Raw genomic sequence first — 20,829 nt, forward strand, 5'->3', positions numbered from 1 at the left:
CAAGGATTATAACAGGCGTCAACTCGCCTACAGCAGCCGGTCCATCAGCCGGTCCGCCGCTTCCGGAATGACGGTGCCAGGCGGGAAGATTTCCGCGGCCCCCGCTTGCAGCACCGCGTCGTAATCCTGTGGCGGGATGACGCCGCCGGCGACGATCAGCATGTCGTTGCGGCCGAGCTTCCTTAGCGCGTCCCGGAGTTCGGGAATGAGCGTCAGATGTCCCGCCGCCAGCGATGAAGCGCCGATAATGTGCACGTCATGCTCGACCGCGAGTTTGGCGATCTCTTCCGGCGTCTGGAACATCGCTCCGACGGTGACGTCGAAGCCAAGATCGGCAAAGGCGGTGGCAATCACCTTCTGGCCGCGATCATGGCCGTCCTGTCCCATCTTGGCGACGAGAATGCGCGGTTTGCCACCGGACCTTTCCTCGAACGCCACGATCTTGTCCTGCAGCCGGTCGACCACCGGATTGTCGCCAAGCGCCTTGCGATAGACGCCTGAGATCGTCTGCACCGAAGCGACATGACGGCCGAACACCTTTTCCAGCGCCAGCGAAATCTCACCGACCGTGGCATTGGCGCGCGCGGCACGGATGGCGAATTCGAGCAGGTTTTCGCCACTCACGGCGGCACGGCTCAGCGCATCCAGCGCGCTCTCGACCGCGCCGACGTCGCGGGTGCCTTTCAGCCTTTGCAGCTTCGACAATTGGCGGGCTTTGACCTCGGCATTGTCGATCTTCAGCACGTCGACCTCGATGTCCGTCTCAGGGCGATGTGCGTTGACGCCGACCAGGATCTGCTCGCCCGAATCGATGCGCGCCTGCGTGCGGGCGGCCGCCTCTTCGATGCGCAGCTTCGGGATGCCCTTTTCGGTTGCGGCGGCCATGCCGCCAAGGCTTTCGATCTCCTCGATATGGGCGAGCGCGCGCGCCGCCAGATCATGCGTCAACCGCTCGACATAGGCGGAACCGCCCCACGGGTCGATGATGCGGGTCGTGCCGGATTCCTTTTGCAGGATGAGCTGCGTGTTACGGGCGATGCGGGCCGAATGGTCGGTCGGCAGCGCCATCGCCTCGTCGAAGGAGTTGGTGTGCAGCGACTGCGTATGCCCTTGAGTCGCGGCCATCGCCTCGATCATGGTGCGGGTGATGTTGTTGTAGGGATCCTGCGCGGTCAGCGACCAGCCCGAGGTCTGGCAATGGGTGCGCAGCGACAGCGAGCGCTCGTCCTTCGGCAGGAAGTTCTTCAGCATCAGGCTCGACCACAAAAGCCGCGCCGCCCTGAGCTTGGCCACTTCCATGAAGAAGTTCATGCCGATCGCCCAGAAGAAGGAAAGCCGCGGTGCGAAACGGTCGATATCGAGACCTGCGGCGACGCCGGCGCGGGCATATTCGATGCCGTCGGCGATCGTATAGGCGAGTTCCAGGTCGGCCGTCGCACCCGCCTCCTGCATGTGGTAGCCGGAGATCGAGATCGAATTGAATTTCGGCATATGCTGAGACGTGTAGGAAAAAATGTCCGACACGATCCGCATCGAAGGCTTGGGCGGATAGATGTAGGTGTTGCGCACCATGAACTCTTTCAGAATGTCGTTCTGAATGGTCCCGGCGAGATCCTTCCGCGCAACGCCCTGCTCCTCGGCCGCCACGATATAGAGCGCCATGATCGGCAGCACCGCGCCGTTCATCGTCATCGACACCGTCATCTCGTCGAGCGGGATGCCGTCGAAGAGCTGGCGCATGTCGAGGATGGAATCAATGGCGACACCGGCCATGCCGACATCGCCTGCGACGCGCGGATGGTCGCTGTCATAACCGCGATGCGTGGCGAGATCGAAGGCGATCGACAGCCCCTTCTGGCCGGCGGCAAGGTTGCGCCGGTAGAAGGCGTTCGATTCCTCCGCCGTCGAGAAGCCGGCATATTGCCGGATCGTCCAGGGCTGCTGGACATACATGGTCGGGTAGGGGCCGCGCACGAAGGGCGGCAGGCCCGGATAGGTGTCGAGATTGGGCAGTCCCTTGAGATCGCCCTGGTTGTACAGATGCTTGACGCTCAGGCCCTCCGGCGTCAGCCGCTGACCCTTGATCTCGATCGGTACGCGGCGTGGCGCCGACCAGCCGACCTTGCTGAAATCCGGGATCATGACGCTGCTCCGATCACCTGATCGATCTGGATCGGAAACAGCGGCTCGCAGACCGCCACGCTTTCGGTCAACGCTTGTCGCCTCTCGGCCGCCAGCGTTTCGACCGCACGTTCGCCTTTTGACGGGTAAAGCGTCGTGCCGACGATGGCGCGTTCGCCCGCCCGGTAGGCAGCGTTGCGGCGGGCTGAGGCCGCTTGGACCCGCTTCTGGATGTGCCCTTGCTGGAGGCTGGACAGCACGCCGCCTTCCGCCTCGATCCGCTGGAATTCTTCCCAGGCAGCCTCACAGAGATCCGCGGTGAGCGCCTCGACGGCGCCCGAACCGCAGGCGGGGTCGGCGACATGATCGATATGGCTTTCATTGGCCATGATCAGTTGCGCGTTGCGGGCGACGCGGCGGGCAAAACCCGCCGGCAAACCATGCGTGATCGTGTGCGGCAGGATGGAGATCGAATCCGCGCCGCCGGCCGCTGCGGCAAAACCGGCAATCGCGGTGCGCAGGATGTTCGTCTCAGGGTCCACGGTCGTCATCATGCGGAAGGACGTTTCGGCATGGATGTTGGCAGTGGAGGCGGGGATCGAGCAGGCCTCCTGAACGCGCGCCCACAGCCTGCGCAGCGCCCTGATCTTTGCCATCGACACGAACTGGTCCTGGTCGACGCTCAGCGCGAAGCCGATATGGGGCGCTGCATAGACGAGCGGCTGGCGGGCCTCCTCGAACATCCGGAGATAGGAGACCGCCGAGGCCATCATCGTGCCCAACTCCTGCGCCTCCGTGGCGCCTGCATTGTGGAAGACGCGTCCATCCGCTTCCAGCAGAACCCCTGGCACCCCCATCGAGAAAAAATGCGCCAGCGATTGCGGCATCGACGCCTTCAGGGCTTCGATCGACATGCGCAGCCGGCCGGTTCCGGCAAAGATCGCCGCCGGATCGATGCCGAAGGACAGATTGAGCTTTGCCGGGTCGGACCGGCGCTTGGTCAGGAACGCCACCAGCCAGTCGGCCACGGCGCGGCTCCAGGGATGGGCGTCGATGCGGACCTGGACGCGGTTGAGCGGCACGCCGTCGAGCACGGTCTCCAGCGCCTTGGCCGTCCTTGGCAGACCGTAGCCAAATGCATTCGGCGCGCCTTCGAAAACCAGCGACAAGCCCGTGGCGCCTTGCGCGACGTCTTCCAGCGCCTGGCTCCTGGCGCGGTCGATATCCGGATCGTCGACACGCTGACTGATGATCCATGGCGATCTGGGGTTTGCCCGCACCAGAGGCTCCGCCGCCGCGCGATCATAAAGCGGCTCGATGCGGATGGCATCGTCGGTATGGGAGACGAGCTTTTCCTCGAAGGATCCGCCGGCGAGCGCCTTTTCCGCCAGCGCCAGCCATCGCTGCCGCTCGGCGTTCGGAAGTTCGGCATCGTGGATCAAGGCACCGGCGCCCATCCGCTCTCCTCGTCTACAGCGCCGCGCGTCCTTTGGACGTGCAAAGGACGCTGTAGCACTTTTGATCTTGCGCATGATCCACAGCGAAAATCGATTCCGATTTCGGGGTCATACGCTTGTCGGCCGCATCGGCCTGCAACGACAGTCTACGGTTCCCGGTTCCATATCACAATGCGACACGCTTCCTGTGACGGTGAACCGTCAACCGATTGCCAAACATGCACAAAATCCGCAAGCTCCAAAAATCCAATTTCGACCATGGGCATTGTCGCTGCGCAGTACCGTCTTTATACCTGCGGCGACGCCCCTTGCTTTCAACTCTTCAGGGCTTCAACACTTCAGGTTTGCGGAGACCGGACAGATGGCCGACGACACGAGCATTTTCATAGGAGCCAGCCGCAAGCCGGACGACAGCTACCAGCGCCCCGAAAACCTTTTGCTGCAATATGGCAATCGTCACGGCATGGTCACCGGCGCGACCGGCACCGGCAAGACCGTCACCTTGCAGATACTGGCGGAAAGTTTCTCCAATGCCGGCGTGCCGGTCTTCTGCGCCGACATCAAGGGCGACCTGTCGGGCATCGCCATGATGGGCACGGCACAGGATTTTCTGGTCAAGCGCGCCAAGCAGGTCAAGCTCGATCCCTATGAATTCCAGGAATTCCCGGTCATCTTCTGGGATCTGTTCGGCGAGCAGGGCCATCCGATCCGCGCCACCATATCGGAAATGGGACCGCTGCTTCTGTCACGCCTGATGAACCTCTCCGAGGCACAGGAAGGCATCATGAACATCGCCTTCCGCATCGCCGACGAGGAAGGCCTGTTGCTACTGGATCTGAAGGACCTGCAGGCGCTTCTTTCCAATATCGCCGATCGCGCCCAGGAAATCGGGGGCCGCTACGGCAATGTCACCAAGCCTTCGGTCGGCGCGATCCAGCGTACCTTGCTGGTCCTGGAGCAGCAGGGCGCGGCGAACTTCTTCGGCGAGCCGGCGTTGCGGATCGCCGACATCATGCGCACCACCCGCGACGGGCGCGGCGCCATCAGCGTGCTGGCCGCCGACAAGCTGATGATGAATCCCCGGCTCTATGCGACGTTCCTATTGTGGCTGATGTCGGAACTGTTCGAGGAGCTTCCCGAAGTCGGCGATCCCGACAAGCCGAAGCTGGTCTTCTTCTTCGACGAGGCACACCTTCTGTTCGGCGATGCGCCCAAGGTGCTGATCGACCGGGTCGAACAGGTGGTCCGCCTGATCCGTTCGAAGGGCGTCGGCGTCTATTTCGTCACCCAAAATCCGCTGGATATCCCTGAAACGGTTCTGGCCCAGCTTGGCAACCGGGTGCAGCACGCGCTCCGCGCCTATACGCCGCGCGAACAGAAGGCCGTGAGGACGGCGGCCGATACGTTCAGGCCCAATCCCGATTTCGACTGTGCGACCGTGATTACGCAGCTCGGCACCGGCGAGGCGCTGGTCTCGACGCTGGAAGCCAAGGGTGCGCCGTCCATGGTCCAGCGGACGCTGATTCGCCCGCCGTCGTCGCGCCTTGGTCCGATTACGCCTGACGAGCGTCGCAAGCTGATCGCCGAGAGCCCGGTTGCGGGACAGTACGACCAGGTCGTCGATCGCGAATCGGCTTTCGAGATGCTTCAGAAGAAAACCCAGGAAGCCCAGGAGGCGGAGGCCCAGCAGCAGGAGGCCGGCCGCTCGCGCTGGACCATTCCGGGTTTCGGCAATGACAGTCCCCCGCCCCAAACCACCGGCGGCAGGCGCGCCCCGGCGCCGAGACCGTCCAATCGCCAGACGGTGGCGGAAGCGGCGATCAAATCGGTGGTTCGCTCGGTCGGCTCATCCGTGGGCCGGGCGATCGTCCGCGGCATCCTGGGCAGTCTGTCCAGGGGGCGGTAAGGGCATCGTGGGAATGTCAGCTTCGCGCATGAATTGCCATCGCGATGCGTGTTGGTGAACGACCGAAATTGACCGGTAGCGAACCGGCAGCTTCTGGCACGAGATGTGGGTGAGCGGACGTTCAGATCTCAAGGCTTGATGGCTGAAGCTGACCCTAGACTAAAGCGGACCGTTCCCTGACGCGCAGTCCGCCTGAGCCCTTGCCGTTGCCGCACATAGGACTCCACTCCAATACACCTCAAGACGCCAATTCGTCCTGGCGCGGCTGGATCAGTGTCCCCGCCGCATCTTTCCCTGCCGCAAGGATGCGATCCGACAATTCCGTCCCTTCCACCGCGCGGGCCAGCTGAAGCGTGCCGATGAGGGTTGCAAAGACACCCATGGCGGCGCCTTCCGGATCCTTGGTCTGCGGAAGCGCTGCGGACAACTGGCGCACCAAAACCAGCAAGCGTTCGGAATAGACTTCGCGCGTTTCCGGTGGCTGACGCGCGAGCTCCGGCAGCAGCGCGGCAGACGCGCAACCCGTTCCCGGATTATCCCGGTGCTCGGCTGACAGATACGCTGCTATGCCCATCTCCGGGCCACCGGCGGCCAATGCCTCCTGCAACTGCTGCGACTGAATCTCCATGGCCGCCACCAGGCTTTCACGCACAAGCTCCGCCTTGGATCGAAAGTGCGGATAGAAGGCCCCGTTCGTCAGCCCGGCGTCGCTCATGATGGTTGCCAGTCCGGACGCCGCGATGCCGTCACCACGAAAACGTTCGGCGGCGACCTCCACGATCCGGTCGCGGGACGCGTCCTTTCGGCCCTTTTCGTAGCGCATGGCGGCCTTTCCTTTCTGCTATTGCATTATGCTCGTAATGTGATATTATGATCGTAATTCAACCAACGACAAAAAGCTAGTCCTCATGGCTCTGGAGTATCAAATGAGTACCCTTTCGGGAAGAACCGCTGTTGTGACCGGAGCCTCCTCGGGCATCGGCCGCGCCAGCGCCGAGGCATTGGCGCGGGCAGGATTTACCGTTTTCGGGACAAGCCGCCGCAAGGTCAGCAACGGGCCGAGGCAGGTGTCCATGCTGACGTGCGACGTGACCGATGGTGACTCCGTCAGCGCCCTCGTTTCAACCGTGCTCGCGCAGACCGGGCGGATCGACCTCCTGGTCAACAATGCCGGTGTCGGCCTGCTTGGAGGCGCCGAGGAATCCTCGGTTGCGCAGGTGCAGGCCCTGTTCGACGTCAATCTGTTCGGCGTCATTCGCATGACCAATGCGGTGTTGCCGTCGATGCGGCGGCGCGGCGAAGGACGCATCATCAACATCGGCTCGGTGTTGGGCCTCGTCCCTGCACCGTATTCAGCGCACTATTCGGCGGCCAAGCACGCGCTCGAAGGCTATTCGGAATCGCTCGATCACGAGGTTCGCGCCTTCAACATTCGCGTCTCGGTCATCGAGCCGGCATTCGTTCGCACCGTCTTCGACCAGAACGGGATCGAGCCGGATTCCGTGCTGAAGGAATACGATCAGGCGCGAGCCGGGGTCGATGCGCTGCTTCGCGATGTGATGCCCAAGGCCGATCGGCCCGAAGTGGTGGCGGATGTGGTCGTCAAGGCCGCGACCGATGCCCGTCCGCGACGGCGCTATACCGCCGGCAAGGCAGCGCGGCAGGTCAGCATGCTGCGCCGCTTCGCCCCCGCCGGGATGTTCGACAAGAGCTTGCGCAAGCAGTTCCGCTTGCCGGTCTGAACAACAGTGAGACGAAGGATTTCATGCACATGCGACACGCAACCACGACACAATTGGCCGGGCCCCACAGGACGGAGGTGCCGAGCATGACACATGCATTCAATCAGAGTTCACGGGCATTGTTCCAACACGCGCCAACTCGCTCTGTCGATGTCGGCGGCACGGCATTTGTTTACCGGGAGCTCGGACCCAGGACGGGCGTGCCGGTGATCCTGCTCAACCATCTGGCCGCTCAGCTGGACAACTTCGATCCACGCATCGTCGATGGCCTCGCCGCGACCCGGCGGGTGATTGCCTTCGACAATCGCGGCATCGGTGCCTCGGGTGGCAAAACTCCGTCGACCATTTCCGGGATGGCGCGGGATGCCGTTGCCTTTGTCCGGGCGTTGGGGTTCGAGGAAGTCGATCTCTTCGGCTTTTCACTCGGCGGCTTCGTGGCGCAGGAGATTGTGCTGACCGAGCCCAAGCTTGTGCGCAAACTCATCCTGGCCGGCACGGGGCCGGCAGGTGGCCAAGGCATCGACAAGGTGACGGCGCTAACGATTGTGGACATGATCAAGGGCGCGCTGACTTTTCGGGATCCGAAATACTATCTCTTCTTCACAACGACGCCGAATGGTCGCCGCGCCGCGAACGCATTTCTGGAACGGCTGAAGGAGCGCCGGACCAACCGGGACAAGGCGATATCGCTGCGCGCGTTCGGCGCGCAACTCAAGGCGATCAAGGCCTATGGGCAGCAGGCGCCGCAAGACCTGAGCGCCATCCACATTCCCACTTTGGTTGCGAATGGGGACCAGGACAAAATGGTGCCGAGCAGCAATACTCTCGATCTCGCCCGGCGTATTCCCGGGGCGCAGCTGGTCATCTACGCGGACGCCGGGCACGGCGGGGTCTTCCAGAACTACGTCGATTTCGTCCCGAAAGCCCAGTCCTTCCTCGCGGCCTAACGCCCAAGAAACAGTTTTGGAAAGTAACAGCCATGAAAGCATTCGTTGTCGATAAGTATAATAAAAGGGGCATTCTGCGGTTGGCCGAGATGCCAGAGCCGGTTCTCGGGGACAACGATGTCCTGGTCGAGATCCATGCCGCGGGGGTGAACCTGCTGGATTCCAAGATCAGGACTGGCGAATTCAAACTCATCCTGCCCTATCGCCGGCCCTTCATCCTGGGCCACGACGTGGCTGGGAAGGTTGTCAGGGTGGGATCAAAAGTCCGCGATTTCAAATCCGGCGACGATGTCTATGCGCGGCCGCGCGATGGCCGGATCGGGACATTCGCCGAATTCATTGCCGTGAATGAAGCCGATGTGGCCCTGAAGCCCAAGAACCTTAGCATGGAAGAGGCGGCCTCGATCCCCCTGGTCGGTCTAACCGCCTGGCAGGTGCTCATTGAAAGGGCAAATCTGAAGAAGGGACAGAAGGTCTTCATTCAGGCTGGCTCCGGGGGCGTGGGGACGTTCGCCATCCAGCTGGCAAAGCACCTTGGCGCGACCGTTGCGACAACCGCGAGCGCGGCGAGTGCCGATCTGGTCAAGGGTCTCGGCGCCGACGTCGTCATCGACTACAGGAAAGACGACTTCGAGAAGGCGCTGTCGGGCTACGACGTCGTCCTAAACAGCCAGGACGCCAAAACGCTTGAAAAATCCCTGAATGTGCTGAAACCGGGTGGCAAGCTTATCTCCATCTCCGGTCCGCCGGATCCCGAATTTGCCAAGAAGCAGGGGCTGAACGTCGCGCTGAGGCTATTGCTGCGCCTGCTCAGCCGCGGCATTCGAACCAAAGCCAGGCGTCGCGGCGCGCAGTTTTCGTTCCTTTTCATGTGGGCGCAGGGTGATCAGCTGGGCAAGATCACCGCTCTCATCGAATCCGGGGCGATCCGCCCGGTTGTCGACAGGGTCTTTCCCTTTGAAGCGACCAATGAGGCTCTGGCTTACGTCGAAACAGGACGTGCCAAGGGCAAGGTCGTCGTCAAGGTCAGATAGCTAACTCCCTATTTTGTGGGATGCAAGACGCCTTCGCTTGATGTCCGCTCAATGCTGCCGTAGGCACGCCGACTGTGGACGTCGCCTTCGGGTCGCACATCGTGCGGCAAAGTCGGAGGGCTCAGGCCGCTACTTTACAGAAAACCGGATAGAGCGAGAAAGTTCTCGCTCGGCTGTGCTTCAACCAGCTCAGAAAACCTGATCGGCAATCGCCCTAACCGGGCCGAGCAGGATCGATCCTTCCGGCACGCCGGCATCGATCGGAATGGCCTTCCGGTTTGCCGTCGCCACCATCTGTTGGCCGACACCGGCGGTAACGATCACAGGCGTCTTCTGAGGCACGCGATCGTAGAGATCGATGATGTCCTGGTTTATCAGGCGAACGCAGCCCGAAGATACCGATTTGCCGATCGAGTTCCACTCCGGCGAGCCGTGCAGGCGGTAGAGCGTGTCCTGGTTGCCCTGGAACAGATAAAGCGCCCGCGCGCCAAGCGGGTTCTTGAGCCCGCCAGGCATGCCGCCATTGTCGGCGCTGTATTTTGCCAGTTCCGGCTGCCTGGCGATCATTTCTTCCGGCGGGGTCCATTTCGGCCATTTCTGCTTCCACTGGACGACGGCGTTGCCGGACCATTCGAAGCCGGCGCGGCCGAGCCCGACGCCGTAACGGATGGCTTGCCCGCCCGGACGCACGAGATAGAGATGGTGGCCGACCGTGTCGACGACGATGGTGCCGGGCTGCTGGCCGGTCGGATCGGGAACGATCTGGCGCAGGAACTGCTCGTCGATTTTCTCGTACGGGATGCCCGGCAGATCGAATCCGCCGTCGCTGACCGGAGCATACATTGTTGCATAGTCGAGCAGCGGTGGCTCGACATAGGCAGGCGGCGGAGGCTCGACCGGCTGTGGCCCCACGGTGGCGCAGGCGGAAACCGCAATCGAGGCGGCGCCAAGCGCCGCGGCGTTCAGAAAGCCGCGGCGGCTCAGGCGATAGGATTCGGTGTCGGTTGTGAACATGGTTGCCTTTATTAAGTCTCAAATCGAAACAAAGCGTGAATACCCTGATTGGTATGGCGCCAGCCCTACCAATGCCCGGCGCGATAGGCGGTTCCGAATCTGGCCTGACGGTGGACAAACAAAGGCAAAGCTGTGACCGCGCCGTCCCTGTTGCACTGAGGCCACAGGTTTACTTTACGCATGATCCTTTCCAAAAATCGATTCCGATTTTGGGGCCATGCGCTAGCCGCCCGTCAGCAGGCCTTCGAGCGTGGGCAGGATCAGCGCCGGCGGAAAGTCCCGGTATTCCTCGGGTTGGTTGGCGCGGTTGATCCAGACGGTCCGGAAGCCGAATTTGGTGGCGCCGGCGACGTCCCAGCGGTTGGACGACTGGAACGACACAGCACCCGGATAGAGGCGCCAGCTCGTCGTGACCATGTCGTAGACCGACGGGTCGGTCTTGAAACGCTTGACGGCATCGACGGAATAGATGTCGTCCAGGACCTGGTCGAGCGCGGCGGATTTGACCGCCGCTTCCAGCATTTCAGGCGAGCCGTTGGACAGGATCGCCAGTCTTGCGCCCGACGCCTTGAGCGCCTTGAGCACGGCCGGCACCTCCGGATAGCAGTCCAGCCGCCAATAGGCTTCAAGCAGTTTCGTCTTGAGCCCCTTGTCCGCCGATGGAACCTTGCGCAGGGCGAAATCGAGCGCCTGTTCGGTGAGCTGCCAGAAGTCGGCATAGGCGCCCATCAGCGTTCGCACCCAGGAATATTCCAACTGCTTGGCGCGCCAGATGTCGGACAGAAGCTGGCCGTCGGGTCCGATCTGGTCGGCATGACGACGCACGGCCGCATGCACGTCGAACAAGGTGCCGTAAGCGTCGAAAACGTAAGCCGTATAATGCATGGCGACAGTTTTGCGGTGCGGCGGCACAAGGTGCAAGCACTGATTGCAGTCAGGACCAAATCGACGCCGACGGGTCGCAGCCGGGTTAGACGCCCCAGGTCAGGCGCCGATGTCGGTTGGTCCGGGCTGCTGGCCCGAACAAATCTCGGCCATGCCGGGTTGACGACAGCCGCCAAAGCCTCTTCCATGGTCGGCTAAAAGGCACCGAAACGGAACCAACCAATGACACTGGCGACTGCGGCGCAATCCGCGACATGGACCTTCGTCGACGGCGACTGGTATGAGGGCAATGTCGCCATTTTGGGACCGCGCAGCCATGCCATGTGGCTCGCCACCAGCGTGTTCGACGGCGCCCGCTGGTTCGAAGGTGTCGCCCCCGACCTCGACCTCCACGCCGCAAGGGTGAATGCATCGGCGATCGCGCTCGGTCTCAAGCCGTCCATGAGCGTCGACAAGATCGTCGGGCTGACCTGGGACGGGCTGAAGAAATTCGACGGCAAGACGGCGGTTTATATCAGGCCGATGTACTGGGCCGAGCATGGCGGCTATATGGGCGTGCCGGCCGATCCGGCCTCGACCCGCTTCTGCCTTTGCCTCTACGAATCGCCGATGATCCCGCCGACGGGCTTTTCGGTCACCGTCTCGCCGTTCCGGCGGCCGACCATGGAAACCATGCCGACCAACGCCAAGGCGGGCTGCCTTTACCCCAATAACGGCCGGGCAATCCTCGAGGCCAAGATGCGCGGTTTCGACAATGCGCTGGTGCTCGACATGCTGGGCAATGTCGCCGAGACCGGGACCTCGAATATTTTCCTGGTCAAGGACGGTCACGTGCTGACGCCAGCCCCGAACGGCACCTTCCTGTCCGGCATCACCCGCTCGCGCACGATGACGCTGCTCGGCGAATATGGCTTCAAGACCACCGAAAAGATGCTGTCGGTGCGCGATTTCCTCGAGGCTGACGAGATATTCTCGACCGGCAACCATTCGAAAGTAGTGCCGGTCATCCGCATCGAGGATCGCAACCTCCAGCCCGGTCCGGTGGCCAAGAAGGCGCGCGAACTCTATTGGGACTGGGCGCATTCGACGTCCGCCGGCTGACCCCGCCGCTTTGGCCGTTGTTTTGGCGCGGGGTTGGCGGAAACCGTGTGACACTTTTCCGGAACCCGCTTAGAAAGGAACCGGCGCTTCATTCCGGAGTTGCCCCAGCTCAATCCAGACCTATCTTAATCCGGTATCGACACCCGGTTCTTTCCACGAGGGAGTATCATCCATGGCTTTTGAATTGCCCGCTCTGCCCTACGACTACGAGGCGTTGCAGCCTTACATGTCGAAGGAGACGCTGGAGTATCACCACGACAAGCACCACAAGGCCTATGTCGACAACGGCAACAAGCTGGCCGCGGAGGCTGGCATGGGCGACCTGTCGGTCGAGGAAGTCGTAAAACAGTCCTTCGGCAAGAATGCCGGGCTCTTCAACAATGCCGCCCAGCACTACAACCATATCCATTTCTGGAAATGGATGAAGAAGGGCGGCGGCGGCAACAAATTGCCAGGCGCCCTGCAGAAGGCCGTCGACAGCGACCTGGGCGGCTATGATAAGTTCAAGGCGGATTTCATCGCCGCCGGCACCACCCAGTTCGGTTCGGGCTGGGCTTGGGTTTCGGTCAAGGATGGCAAGCTGGCGATCTCCAAGACGCCGAATGGCGAGAACCCGCTCGTCCATGGCGCGACGCCCATCCTTGGCGTCGATGTCTGGGAGCATTCCTATTACATCGACTATCGCAACGCCCGGCCGAAATATCTCGAAGCCTTCGTCGACAGTCTCATCAATTGGGACCACGTCCTCGAACTCTACGAAAAGGCCTGATCGATTTGCAGAAAGCCCCGGCCAACCGGGGCTTTTCTTTTTTTCGGCCCAAGATTGCAAGATTCACACAAGCGTGAGGCGAAGTTCCGGAATTTTTAAGCCATCCTTGCCGTTATCGTTCCGTCTGAAGTGCCTCAACATGGAGCCAATCGATGAGAAAGCTTGTTATCGCCATCTCAATGCTCGCCTTTGCCGGCTCGGCGGCTTTTGCCGACCCGATACTGGATCGGCAGGCTCTGATGAAGGACCGCGGAAAGATCGTTGGCGGATTGTCGAAAGTGGTCAAGGGCGAAGAGCCTTTCGATGCAGCGGCGGTGCTGACGCAGTTGCAGGCGCTTCAGGCCAACGCCGAGAAATTCGATACCGACGTCGAAACTCTTTTCCCGGCGGGCAGCGATACTGGCGACACCACGGCTTCGCCAAAGATCTGGGAAGACATGGCCGGCTTCAAGACCGCCGAACAGAAGTATCTCGCTGACACCAAGGCCGCGGTCGCCGCTGCACCCGCTGATGTCGACAGCCTGAAGGCGCAGTTTGGAACAATCGCTTCCAATTGCGGCACTTGTCATCAGAGCTACCGGATTAAAAAGGGCTGATCGAGGGTAATGCCCTTGCTGAAAAAACTCGCCGGCGCCGCCCTCGTCCTGGGCGGCGTCGGCGCGGTTGCCGGATGGTTCCTGTCGGCGCCGGTCAGGCTCGATGCTGAAACACTGGCGCAACTCGGTCCCGGCGACGCCGCCAGGGGCAAGCGCCTTTTTTATGCCGGCGGCTGCACGTCGTGCCATTCCAAGCCGGGCTCGCAGGGCGATGCCCGCCTTCAACTGGTTGGCGGTCTCGAACTCAAGACGCCATTCGGCATTTTCGTGCCGCCGAACATTTCGCAGGATGCCAAGGACGGCATCGGTGCATGGTCGGTCGAAGACCTCGCCAACGCCATGCTGAAGGGTGTCTCGCCGAGTGGCGAGCATTTCTACCCGGCGTTCCCCTACGCATCCTATGCCCGCATGAAGCCGGCCGACATTGCCGATCTCTACGCCTTCCTGAAGACGCTTCCGGCGGTGGCCGGCAAGGCGCCGGCCAATTCGCTGGGCTTCCCGTTCAACATCCGTCGCGGCATCGGGCTGTGGAAACGGCTCTATCTGAACGACCAGCCGGTGATTGCTTTCGCCGACGGCACGCCGGAGCCGGTGTTGGCCGGCCGCTATCTCGTCGAAGGACCGGGCCACTGCGGTGAATGCCACACGCCTCGGGACTTTACCGGCGGCACGACGAAGAGCGAATGGCTGGCCGGAGCCACTGCCGCCGAAGGCAAGGGCATCGTACCTAACATCACCTCGGGCGAAGGCGGCATCGGCGAGTGGTCGCAGGCCGACATCGCCAACTATCTCGAAACCGGCTTCACGCCGGATTTCGATTCCGTCGGCGGCGCCATGGTCGACGTGCAGAGAAACATGGCCGAGCTGACGCCGGACGACCGCGCGGCGATCGCAGCCTATCTGAAGGCCGTCCCGCCGCACCCCAATGGCTATCCCGCGCGCAAGCCGGCGAATTAGCAACCGTCAGCCGATTGGTGCTGGCCTATTTCTCAGGCCGGCTGGCCTTCATTAGGTCGAGGATCTTTTCTAGCCGGGCGACGACATCGCTGGTTTCCAGGAGCAGCTGCTTCTGTTCGATACTGATCGACAGCAGCGGCGCAAGCGTGTCGGCTAGCTCACCGGGATCGCCGATGGAGGGCAGGCCGCGACGGGCCTCGGGCCTTCGTTGAAGCGAGGAGAAATCGATGTTGGCGTAGCTCTGATATGTATCGAGAACCGCGCTCGAACGTGCTGCTGCCTCCGCCGATTGGGCACGCTGCTCGTCGACCGGCGCGACCTCCGCCGCCAGGAAGTCGGCGTTGACCATGCGAAGGATCGCGGCTCGCTGGAGGCCGGAGACGGAGACCTTGAGGATCCCATCCACCTGCGTCTGGCAGTTTATCACGCTTGCCGTGACACCCACCGGATAGAGGGATTCAAGGTTGCCGGGATCATCGTCGGTCGCCCGCCTCTGGGCGACCACAAGAACGCGGCGGTCGCCTGCCATGGCGTGCTTCACCGCGCGCCGTGTTTTGTCGCGGTTCACGAAGACCGGAACGGTCATTTGCGGAAAGAGCACGAGATCCCGCATTGGAAAAATCGGCAGATCCGCGCCGGAGGAGGGCGGGGTGGCGTCGGGCGCAGGGTTTTTGGATCCGGCACCGATCGGTTGGCTCGCCTGAATCCTCGCAGCCAATACGTTCCAGTCGCGGAAGCCGAGGGTCTTGGCAATGAGCTCGAGGCTTTCGCTGTGGGACAGGGAAACGGATTTGGCGCTCAACGCTTCGGACAGCGTTTGCGCCATGGCTTTTGCATCGCGGAAATCGCGCATGGAATGATCCTTTGCTTCGAAGAACGGAAGACGTCAGGGCTTGCATTACTGACCCGTTCGTTCGGGCAAAGGGAGCCTGAAGTGGCTCGATACATTCACCTTACCCCGGAGGGTGCAAGCAGCAGGTTGTATCCACCTATCCGAAGGGTGCGCTGAAGGTCAGGTGTTGTCAATCCTGCCCGCGCAGCATTCCACGTTCCCGATTTACGGGTGGCGATCGCCCAGGAAATCGAAACCGGTTTCGAAGAAATGATTGTAGTCGCAGGTCATTTCCTCGCCGGCTGCGATGTCGCGCAATGCATATGTCTCCTCCGGCGAGGAAACGTCGCAATTCGGATTGTCGTCATGGTTCATGTAGCGTGCATCGTCGGCTTCGAAGACGATGTAGTTGGGGTCGCGGCGATCGGGGTAGGCGTAGCGGTCGAGATAGGCTTTGACCGGCCCGGTTTCGCGCTCATAGGTCTCGACCTCGATGCGGCGGTCGTATCTGGGATCAAGCTTCCAGACCAGCGTGCCGCGAGGGATGTGGTTCTTGGCGAAAACGCCGATGCCCTGGATGGGCGATTTGTCGAGATAGACGTCGACGAGCAACATGATGGACCCTTGCGCGATTGTGGCTGCCGTGGCCTGTGAAAAGCCGCGCACTGGGTAGCGCGCGGCCTTTGCAATTGCGAGCGGAAAATCATTAGGCGCATGACCCCGAACATCGGCTTCGATTTTCGGAAAGGATCATGCGCAAAAGTCAAAAATGCTACAGCGTCCTTTGCGCGTCCGAAAGGACGCGCGGCGCTGTAGACACGGGATCTTTGGTAAGGTCTGCCTTCCCCGTCACTTTGAGCGCAAAAGCATATGAAAAGGCGATCTCCTCCAGCCGCGAAAACCGGCCGGAGGCGCCGGCGTGGCCGGAATCCATGTTGATCTTGAACAGCACCGGATTGTCGCCGCTCTTGCGTTCGCGCAGCCGCGCCACCCATTTGGCCGGCTCCCAATAGGTGACGCGAGGATCGGTGAGGCCGGCCAGCGCCAGGATAGGCGGATAGTCGAGCGCGCCGACATTGTCGTAGGGCGAGTAGGCGGCGATCGTGCGGTAATCCTCTTGCGAAGCGATCGGATTGCCCCATTCGGGCCATTCCGGCGGCGTCAGCGGCAAGGTCGCGTCGAGCATGGTGGTGAGCACGTCGACGAACGGAACCTCGGCGACGATGCCGCCGAAGCATTCCGGCGCCATGTTGGCGATCGCGCCCATCAGCATGCCGCCGGCCGAGCCGCCTTGCGCGACGATGCGGTCATGGGCCGTGTAGCGTTCGGCGACGAGATGATGCGCGACGGCGATGAAATCCGTGAACGTGTTCATCTTGTGCGCCCGCTTGCCGTCGTCGTACCAGCCGTAGCCCTTGTCCTTGCCGCCGCGGACATGGGCGATCGCGTAGACAAAGCAGCGGTCGACCAGCGAAAGGCAGTTGGTGTTGAACGAGGCCGGCACCGTGATGCCGTAGGATCCATAGCCATAGAGCAGGCAAGGCGCCGATCCGTCGAGCGGCGTGTCGCGGTGATGGATGAGCGAGATCGGCACCAGCTCGCCGTCGCTGGCGGGTGCCATCAGCCGCCGCGTCACATAGTGGTCCGGGTCGTGTCCGGACGGGACTTCCTGGGTCTTCAGCAGCTCCCGCTCGCGGGTGCGCATATTGTAGTCGAAGACCTGCGCCGGCGTCGTCATCGACGAATAGGAAAAACGCATGATCTCGGTGTCGTATTCGTAGGAACCGGACAGGCCGAGCGAGAAGGCTTCCTCGTCGAGCGAGATGAGGTGTTCCTCGCCGCTCTTGCGGTCGCGCACGATGATGCGCGGCAGGCCCTCCTTGCGTTCGAGCCTGACCATATGATCCCTGAAGCCGATCACCGAAAGAATCAGCCGGCCCGCTTCGTGCGGCACCAGTTCCTGCCAGTTGGCGCGCACCGGATCGCCGGCCGGCGCCGTCATGATCTTGAAATCCTTGGCGCCGTCGGCATTGGTGAGGATGAAGAAGATATCGCCGCCTTCCTCTAGGTCGTATTGCAGGCCGGTCTCGCGCGGGCAAACCAGCTTCGGTTCGGCCAGCGGCTCGTCGGCGCGCATGATGCGGTATTCCGAGGTCTCGTGATCGTTGATGCCGATCATGATCCACTCGTTGGAGCGGGTGCCGCCGACATCCATGAAGAAGCCGGGGTCGGTTTCCTCATAGATCAGCCGGTCGTTTTCAAGCCTGTCGCCAAGGGCGTGGAACAGCACCTTGGAAGGGCGATGGTTGGGATCGAGGCGGGTGTAGAAAAATCCGTCATCGCCGGCATCCCACACCCCGCCGCCGCCCGTATCCGCAATCTGGTCCGTCAGCTCGTTGCCGCTGGCGAGGTCGCGCACGCGAAGCGTGAAGAATTCGGAGCCCTTGTCGTCGAACGCCCACAAAAGCTTCTGATGATCGGCCGAATGGTCGACGCCGCCGAGGCGGAAATAGGCCTTGCCCTCGGCCTCCGCGTCGCCGTCGAGCAGGATCTGCTCGTCGCCGCCATCGCGCGGCATACGGAAATAGCGCGGCTGCTCGCCGCCAAGCTTGAAGGACGAGCCGTAGGCATAGGGTCCGTCCTTCATCGGCACGGACGAATCGTCTTCCTTTATGCGGCCCTTCATTTCCCCAAAAAGCTGCTTTTGCAGCGGGGCTGTGTCGGCCATCAGCGCCGCCTGATAGGTATTCTCGGCTTCGAGTTGAGCGCGGATATGGCTGTCGAGCAGGGACGGATTCCTGAACATCTCTTGCCAATTATCGGCTCTCAGCCAGGCATAATCGTCCGTCCGGGTCACTCCATGATGGACGTCGAAGACCGGCCGCTTCTCTGGCTGTGGCGGGTTGACGGTCGGAAATGCTGGGGTTCTGGTCATTGCGTCTCGCTGTGGAAGTTACTTTGAATGGCGAATGAACACGCCGATCAGCGCAGGTTCAAGGGTCGGGATGCATTGTCGTGCCAGGCTCCGATGCATTCCGTGCCAGCATCAGTGCTGATTTCTGTTTTGCTAATGCATGTCGCGCAAAAGTGCGCAGCGGTTTTGCGACAACGACATGCATAAAACAGGAACTTAAAGCGCGTCGCATGAATCGACGCGCTTTAATGTGCAGCGCAAGCACATCGCAACCTGTGGTTTTGTTGATTTTCGAAACAACCAGATAGCCATGCGCCACGGTCAAGCATAGCCAAGCATTGACATCTCTCTGCTGGATATCACGGATGTAAAGACGGCTTGACGTTGCGTCAACGGCTGCTGGTCTGGCCAGAGAAATATCCCAAGTTACACAGCGCACGAAAGATTGAAGCTGATCGCGGAATATTTGACTAACATCGACGAATATAGCACAAGAAACGAATTGACTTACTTGGTTTACAGGCCCATTAAGATGCCGCGACGCGAATCGTAGAGGCTCTTTCCTGCAAAAAGTTCGCGCGATGCCCGACCTGCCAAAAACGGGCGCAGACAGAAACAACTCTCGTTGGGGCCGTGAAGATCATGGATATTGTCGAAACACCTTCCAGAAACAGTGATGCGCTGATCGAATTGACGGCCGATGTGGTGGCCGCCTATGTCAGCAACAACCCGGTGCCGGTCGGCGAGCTGCCGAACCTTATCGCTGATGTCCATGCCGCTCTCGGGCGCGTGGGAGGTGCCAGCGAACAGCCTCCTGCCGACAAGCAGAAGCCGGCGGTAAACCCGAAACGCTCCGTCCATGACGACTACATCGTCTGTCTTGAGGACGGCAAGAAGTTCAAATCGCTGAAGCGTCATTTGATGACCCATTACGGTCTGACGCCGGACGAGTATCGCGAAAAGTGGGGCCTGGACGCAAGCTATCCGATGGTTGCTCCAAACTACGCTGCTGCCCGCTCCCAGCTCGCCAAGAAGATGGGTCTCGGTCGCAAGCGCAAGGGGCGCTGAAGCGGGCTCGCTTCGCAGCCTGCATACGACAATCGACGGCGCCCTCGGGCGCCGTTTTGCTTTTTGGGTGATCAGGCGGTCTGCTTCAAGGCCGCCTCGGCATCGCGCCTGATGCGCTTGACCATCGAGCGAAGACCATTGGCGCGCTGCGGCGACAGGTGCTCGTCAAGGCCGAGCGCCTTCAAAGTGGCTTCGGCGTCGGTGTTCTGGATCTCGCTGGCGGGTCGCTCCGAAAACAGCGCCAGCATGATGGCGACGAGGCCGCGCACGATATGGGCGTCCGAATCACCCTTGAAGGTGATGACCGGGTCGGCGCCCGGTCCTTGTTCGGTCGTCAGCCACACCTGGCTGACGCAGCCGGGCACCTTGTTGGCGGGGTTGCGGTCGGCGTCGGGAAACGGCGGCAGCGCTTCACCCAGTTCGATCACATAGCGATAGCGGTCTTCCCACTCATCGAGCAGGGAAAAGTCGTCGCGTATCGTCTGGATCGTCGTGGTCATCACCCCGGATATAGTCACCCAGCGCTGCGGCGTCACGGAAAAAGAGGAAAAACACCGTCGAGAGGTCGGACGCGCCTGCGGTGTCGCCAAGAAGGCGGCAACTGTCTCAGTTTGTCGTCGGCACCCGGACCGGTATGTCGACTGTCGCCGGCAGGACGATCGTCTCTGCCACGCTGCCGGTGGCAACCGAAGTGTCGGGGCCGGTCGGTTGCCCGTCGTCAGCCTGCCCGTCGTCGGTCTGCTTGTCGTCCAGCATGGCGGCCGCGATCTTGGCGGTCTCCTTGGCGCGGGCAGTGATCGTATGCATTGCCGATTTGCCGGTCTCGCAGACGTCGGGCTTGCGTTCGCATATGCCGGCAATGTCGCCGACCGCTTCGCGTGCCGCAAACAGAGCCTGGAGAGGGCCGACGCTTTGGCGGCCAGCCTCGTCGGTTCCGACACTCAGCGGCAACGCCAGAAGCACCAGCGAAAACCAGAAAGCCATTCTTATCAGAAAGCTCATATGCCTGCCCTCATTCGTGACCGGATCATGCCTTCGTGCGGCGTGACCTCTTTTATGGGCATGATCGTGGCACAAGCGCGCAAAGGACGGCTTGCCGGGTCAGCGAAAATTTTCCTCAAATTTTAGGCAAATTCGAAACGAAGCGTTTTGCAATGGGTTTGCTTCAAATCCGGTCGATTTCCTTAAGTGAAAAGTAACCATCTAACTATTTGTTTTTAAAGTATTTTAATAGGAAAGACGACACGCTGGCGCCGATTGTCCGGGGCGCAATCGCAGCCCACCTGGATAACCCTCCGTTTACTATGGCTGCAATTGCCCCGGCTTTCCGCCGCTGGCCTCCCAATATTTGTCACATGCCGGGCATTGGTCGGCCCGGCCTTATCCATTCCTTAAACGCTGGATGCGAGTTTCAGATCAATAAAAGCGACCTGCGAAGCAGGACAGTTCACGACCGGGTGCGAGTGCGTTGAGTTCGATCGGGGCC

The 20,829-nt window shown here is 61.4% G+C and carries 20 protein-coding genes and 1 tRNA gene; 9 read left to right on the top strand and 12 right to left on the bottom strand.

Annotated features, from left to right (window positions below; all coding sequences use genetic code 11):
* Nucleotides 1–27 precede the first annotated feature (27 nt).
* Both scpA and MESS4_RS12855 read right to left on the bottom strand, forming a co-directional pair.
* The gene (gene scpA / locus MESS4_RS12850) at nt 28–2,142 is read right to left on the bottom strand and encodes a methylmalonyl-CoA mutase (protein WP_006330931.1); all 2,115 of its coding nucleotides are present in this window, start codon (nt 2,140–2,142) and stop codon (nt 28–30) included.
* The gene (locus MESS4_RS12855) at nt 2,139–3,578 is read right to left on the bottom strand and encodes a methylmalonyl-CoA mutase subunit beta (RefSeq protein ID WP_006330937.1); all 1,440 of its coding nucleotides are present in this window, start codon (nt 3,576–3,578) and stop codon (nt 2,139–2,141) included. The genes scpA and MESS4_RS12855 overlap by 4 nt, the downstream gene beginning before the upstream one ends.
* A 361-nt stretch (nt 3,579–3,939) precedes the next feature.
* Here MESS4_RS12855 and MESS4_RS12860 point away from each other — a divergent pair, with 361 nt between their 5' ends.
* Complete coding sequence (locus MESS4_RS12860; protein ID WP_006330938.1) at nt 3,940–5,484, top strand: helicase HerA-like C-terminal domain-containing protein; 1,545 nt, start codon at nt 3,940–3,942, stop codon at nt 5,482–5,484.
* 238 nt (nt 5,485–5,722) lie between these two features.
* Here the strand turns inward: MESS4_RS12860 and MESS4_RS12865 are convergent, their stop codons facing one another.
* Nucleotides 5,723–6,307 (bottom strand): TetR/AcrR family transcriptional regulator, encoded by a 585-nt coding sequence (locus MESS4_RS12865; protein ID WP_006330939.1) that lies wholly within the window; start codon nt 6,305–6,307, stop codon nt 5,723–5,725.
* Nucleotides 6,308–6,410: 103 nt separating this feature from the next.
* Between MESS4_RS12865 and MESS4_RS12870 the strand changes: the two genes are divergently transcribed.
* From MESS4_RS12870 to MESS4_RS12880, 3 genes are all read left to right on the top strand, one after another.
* Nucleotides 6,411–7,226 carry an oxidoreductase gene (locus MESS4_RS12870; RefSeq protein WP_006330940.1) on the top strand — a complete coding sequence of 272 codons (816 nt, stop codon included), beginning with the start codon at nt 6,411–6,413 and terminating at the stop codon, nt 7,224–7,226.
* An 86-nt stretch (nt 7,227–7,312) separates the two neighbouring features.
* Nucleotides 7,313–8,173 carry an alpha/beta hydrolase gene (locus MESS4_RS12875; RefSeq protein WP_006330941.1) on the top strand — a complete coding sequence of 287 codons (861 nt, stop codon included), beginning with the start codon at nt 7,313–7,315 and terminating at the stop codon, nt 8,171–8,173.
* Between the two features lie 32 nt (nt 8,174–8,205).
* Nucleotides 8,206–9,207, top strand: a complete 1,002-nt coding sequence (locus MESS4_RS12880) for an NADP-dependent oxidoreductase (RefSeq protein WP_006330942.1) — start codon at nt 8,206–8,208, stop codon at nt 9,205–9,207.
* Between the two features lie 189 nt (nt 9,208–9,396).
* Here the strand turns inward: MESS4_RS12880 and MESS4_RS12885 are convergent, their stop codons facing one another.
* From MESS4_RS12885 to MESS4_RS33445, 3 genes are all read right to left on the bottom strand, one after another.
* A complete protein-coding gene (locus MESS4_RS12885; RefSeq protein WP_006330943.1) occupies nt 9,397–10,221 on the bottom strand; it encodes a L,D-transpeptidase in 825 nt (274 codons plus the stop codon).
* A 222-nt stretch (nt 10,222–10,443) separates the two neighbouring features.
* Nucleotides 10,444–10,743 carry an HAD-IA family hydrolase gene (locus MESS4_RS33440; protein WP_157385565.1) on the bottom strand — a complete coding sequence of 100 codons (300 nt, stop codon included), beginning with the start codon at nt 10,741–10,743 and terminating at the stop codon, nt 10,444–10,446.
* Nucleotides 10,706–10,784: transfer RNA gene (locus MESS4_RS33445), tRNA-Phe, on the bottom strand. Before MESS4_RS33445 ends, MESS4_RS33440 begins: the two co-directional genes overlap by 38 nt.
* A gap of 544 nt (nt 10,785–11,328) precedes the next feature.
* Here MESS4_RS33445 and MESS4_RS12895 point away from each other — a divergent pair.
* From MESS4_RS12895 to MESS4_RS12910, 4 genes are all read left to right on the top strand, one after another.
* Nucleotides 11,329–12,207 (top strand): branched-chain amino acid aminotransferase, encoded by an 879-nt coding sequence (locus MESS4_RS12895; protein ID WP_006330949.1) that lies wholly within the window; start codon nt 11,329–11,331, stop codon nt 12,205–12,207.
* Nucleotides 12,208–12,379: 172 nt separating this feature from the next.
* Nucleotides 12,380–12,976, top strand: coding sequence for a superoxide dismutase (locus MESS4_RS12900; protein ID WP_006330956.1), 597 nt, complete (start codon nt 12,380–12,382; stop codon nt 12,974–12,976).
* A gap of 152 nt (nt 12,977–13,128) precedes the next feature.
* Entirely contained in the window at nt 13,129–13,572 is a 444-nt protein-coding gene (locus MESS4_RS12905) for a cytochrome c (protein ID WP_006330957.1), read from the top strand.
* Nucleotides 13,573–13,581: 9 nt separating this feature from the next.
* Complete coding sequence (locus MESS4_RS12910; RefSeq protein ID WP_006330958.1) at nt 13,582–14,529, top strand: cytochrome c; 948 nt, start codon at nt 13,582–13,584, stop codon at nt 14,527–14,529.
* A 25-nt stretch (nt 14,530–14,554) separates the two neighbouring features.
* Here the strand turns inward: MESS4_RS12910 and MESS4_RS12915 are convergent, their stop codons facing one another.
* From MESS4_RS12915 to MESS4_RS33450, 4 genes are all read right to left on the bottom strand, one after another.
* Entirely contained in the window at nt 14,555–15,382 is an 828-nt protein-coding gene (locus tag MESS4_RS12915; protein WP_006330959.1) for an LON peptidase substrate-binding domain-containing protein, read from the bottom strand.
* A 204-nt stretch (nt 15,383–15,586) separates the two neighbouring features.
* Nucleotides 15,587–15,976: an SET domain-containing protein-lysine N-methyltransferase gene (locus MESS4_RS12920; RefSeq protein ID WP_006330960.1), complete on the bottom strand. Its 390-nt coding sequence runs from the start codon at nt 15,974–15,976 to the stop codon at nt 15,587–15,589.
* 157 nt (nt 15,977–16,133) lie between these two features.
* Nucleotides 16,134–18,296 carry a S9 family peptidase gene (locus MESS4_RS12925; protein ID WP_006330961.1) on the bottom strand — a complete coding sequence of 721 codons (2,163 nt, stop codon included), beginning with the start codon at nt 18,294–18,296 and terminating at the stop codon, nt 16,134–16,136.
* Between the two features lie 58 nt (nt 18,297–18,354).
* Nucleotides 18,355–18,594 carry a hypothetical protein gene (locus MESS4_RS33450; RefSeq protein ID WP_157385566.1) on the bottom strand — a complete coding sequence of 80 codons (240 nt, stop codon included), beginning with the start codon at nt 18,592–18,594 and terminating at the stop codon, nt 18,355–18,357.
* Between the two features lie 323 nt (nt 18,595–18,917).
* On the opposite strand from MESS4_RS33450, the gene MESS4_RS12930 reads away from it, so the two are divergent.
* A complete protein-coding gene (locus MESS4_RS12930; RefSeq protein ID WP_006330963.1) occupies nt 18,918–19,343 on the top strand; it encodes a MucR family transcriptional regulator in 426 nt (141 codons plus the stop codon).
* A gap of 71 nt (nt 19,344–19,414) precedes the next feature.
* Here the strand turns inward: MESS4_RS12930 and MESS4_RS12935 are convergent, their stop codons facing one another.
* Together MESS4_RS12935 and MESS4_RS12940 are read right to left on the bottom strand one after the other, a co-directional pair.
* Nucleotides 19,415–19,843 (bottom strand): SufE family protein, encoded by a 429-nt coding sequence (locus MESS4_RS12935; protein ID WP_006330964.1) that lies wholly within the window; start codon nt 19,841–19,843, stop codon nt 19,415–19,417.
* Between the two features lie 106 nt (nt 19,844–19,949).
* Nucleotides 19,950–20,345 (bottom strand): DUF5330 domain-containing protein, encoded by a 396-nt coding sequence (locus tag MESS4_RS12940; RefSeq protein WP_006330968.1) that lies wholly within the window; start codon nt 20,343–20,345, stop codon nt 19,950–19,952.
* Nucleotides 20,346–20,829: the final 484 nt, after the last annotated feature.

The organism is Mesorhizobium sp. STM 4661 (assembly GCF_000359125.1).
Lineage (GTDB): Bacteria > Pseudomonadota > Alphaproteobacteria > Rhizobiales > Rhizobiaceae > Mesorhizobium.

What these genes read in the sequence shown, in the direction of transcription:
- scpA (WP_006330931.1), bottom strand. Translation starts at nt 2,142, where the DNA reads ATGATCCCGGATTTCAGCAAGGTCGGCTGGTCGGCGCCACGCCGCGTA.
- MESS4_RS12855 (WP_006330937.1), bottom strand. Translation starts at nt 3,578, where the DNA reads ATGGGCGCCGGTGCCTTGATCCACGATGCCGAACTTCCGAACGCCGAG.
- MESS4_RS12860 (WP_006330938.1), top strand. Translation starts at nt 3,940, where the DNA reads ATGGCCGACGACACGAGCATTTTCATAGGAGCCAGCCGCAAGCCGGAC.
- MESS4_RS12865 (WP_006330939.1), bottom strand. Translation starts at nt 6,307, where the DNA reads ATGCGCTACGAAAAGGGCCGAAAGGACGCGTCCCGCGACCGGATCGTG.
- MESS4_RS12870 (WP_006330940.1), top strand. Translation starts at nt 6,411, where the DNA reads ATGAGTACCCTTTCGGGAAGAACCGCTGTTGTGACCGGAGCCTCCTCG.
- MESS4_RS12875 (WP_006330941.1), top strand. Translation starts at nt 7,313, where the DNA reads ATGACACATGCATTCAATCAGAGTTCACGGGCATTGTTCCAACACGCG.
- MESS4_RS12880 (WP_006330942.1), top strand. Translation starts at nt 8,206, where the DNA reads ATGAAAGCATTCGTTGTCGATAAGTATAATAAAAGGGGCATTCTGCGG.
- MESS4_RS12885 (WP_006330943.1), bottom strand. Translation starts at nt 10,221, where the DNA reads ATGTTCACAACCGACACCGAATCCTATCGCCTGAGCCGCCGCGGCTTT.
- MESS4_RS33440 (WP_157385565.1), bottom strand. Translation starts at nt 10,743, where the DNA reads ATGCTGGAAGCGGCGGTCAAATCCGCCGCGCTCGACCAGGTCCTGGAC.
- MESS4_RS12895 (WP_006330949.1), top strand. Translation starts at nt 11,329, where the DNA reads ATGACACTGGCGACTGCGGCGCAATCCGCGACATGGACCTTCGTCGAC.
- MESS4_RS12900 (WP_006330956.1), top strand. Translation starts at nt 12,380, where the DNA reads ATGGCTTTTGAATTGCCCGCTCTGCCCTACGACTACGAGGCGTTGCAG.
- MESS4_RS12905 (WP_006330957.1), top strand. Translation starts at nt 13,129, where the DNA reads ATGAGAAAGCTTGTTATCGCCATCTCAATGCTCGCCTTTGCCGGCTCG.
- MESS4_RS12910 (WP_006330958.1), top strand. Translation starts at nt 13,582, where the DNA reads ATGCCCTTGCTGAAAAAACTCGCCGGCGCCGCCCTCGTCCTGGGCGGC.
- MESS4_RS12915 (WP_006330959.1), bottom strand. Translation starts at nt 15,382, where the DNA reads ATGCGCGATTTCCGCGATGCAAAAGCCATGGCGCAAACGCTGTCCGAA.
- MESS4_RS12920 (WP_006330960.1), bottom strand. Translation starts at nt 15,976, where the DNA reads ATGTTGCTCGTCGACGTCTATCTCGACAAATCGCCCATCCAGGGCATC.
- MESS4_RS12925 (WP_006330961.1), bottom strand. Translation starts at nt 18,296, where the DNA reads ATGACCAGAACCCCAGCATTTCCGACCGTCAACCCGCCACAGCCAGAG.
- MESS4_RS12930 (WP_006330963.1), top strand. Translation starts at nt 18,918, where the DNA reads ATGGATATTGTCGAAACACCTTCCAGAAACAGTGATGCGCTGATCGAA.
- MESS4_RS12935 (WP_006330964.1), bottom strand. Translation starts at nt 19,843, where the DNA reads ATGACCACGACGATCCAGACGATACGCGACGACTTTTCCCTGCTCGAT.
- MESS4_RS12940 (WP_006330968.1), bottom strand. Translation starts at nt 20,345, where the DNA reads ATGAGCTTTCTGATAAGAATGGCTTTCTGGTTTTCGCTGGTGCTTCTG.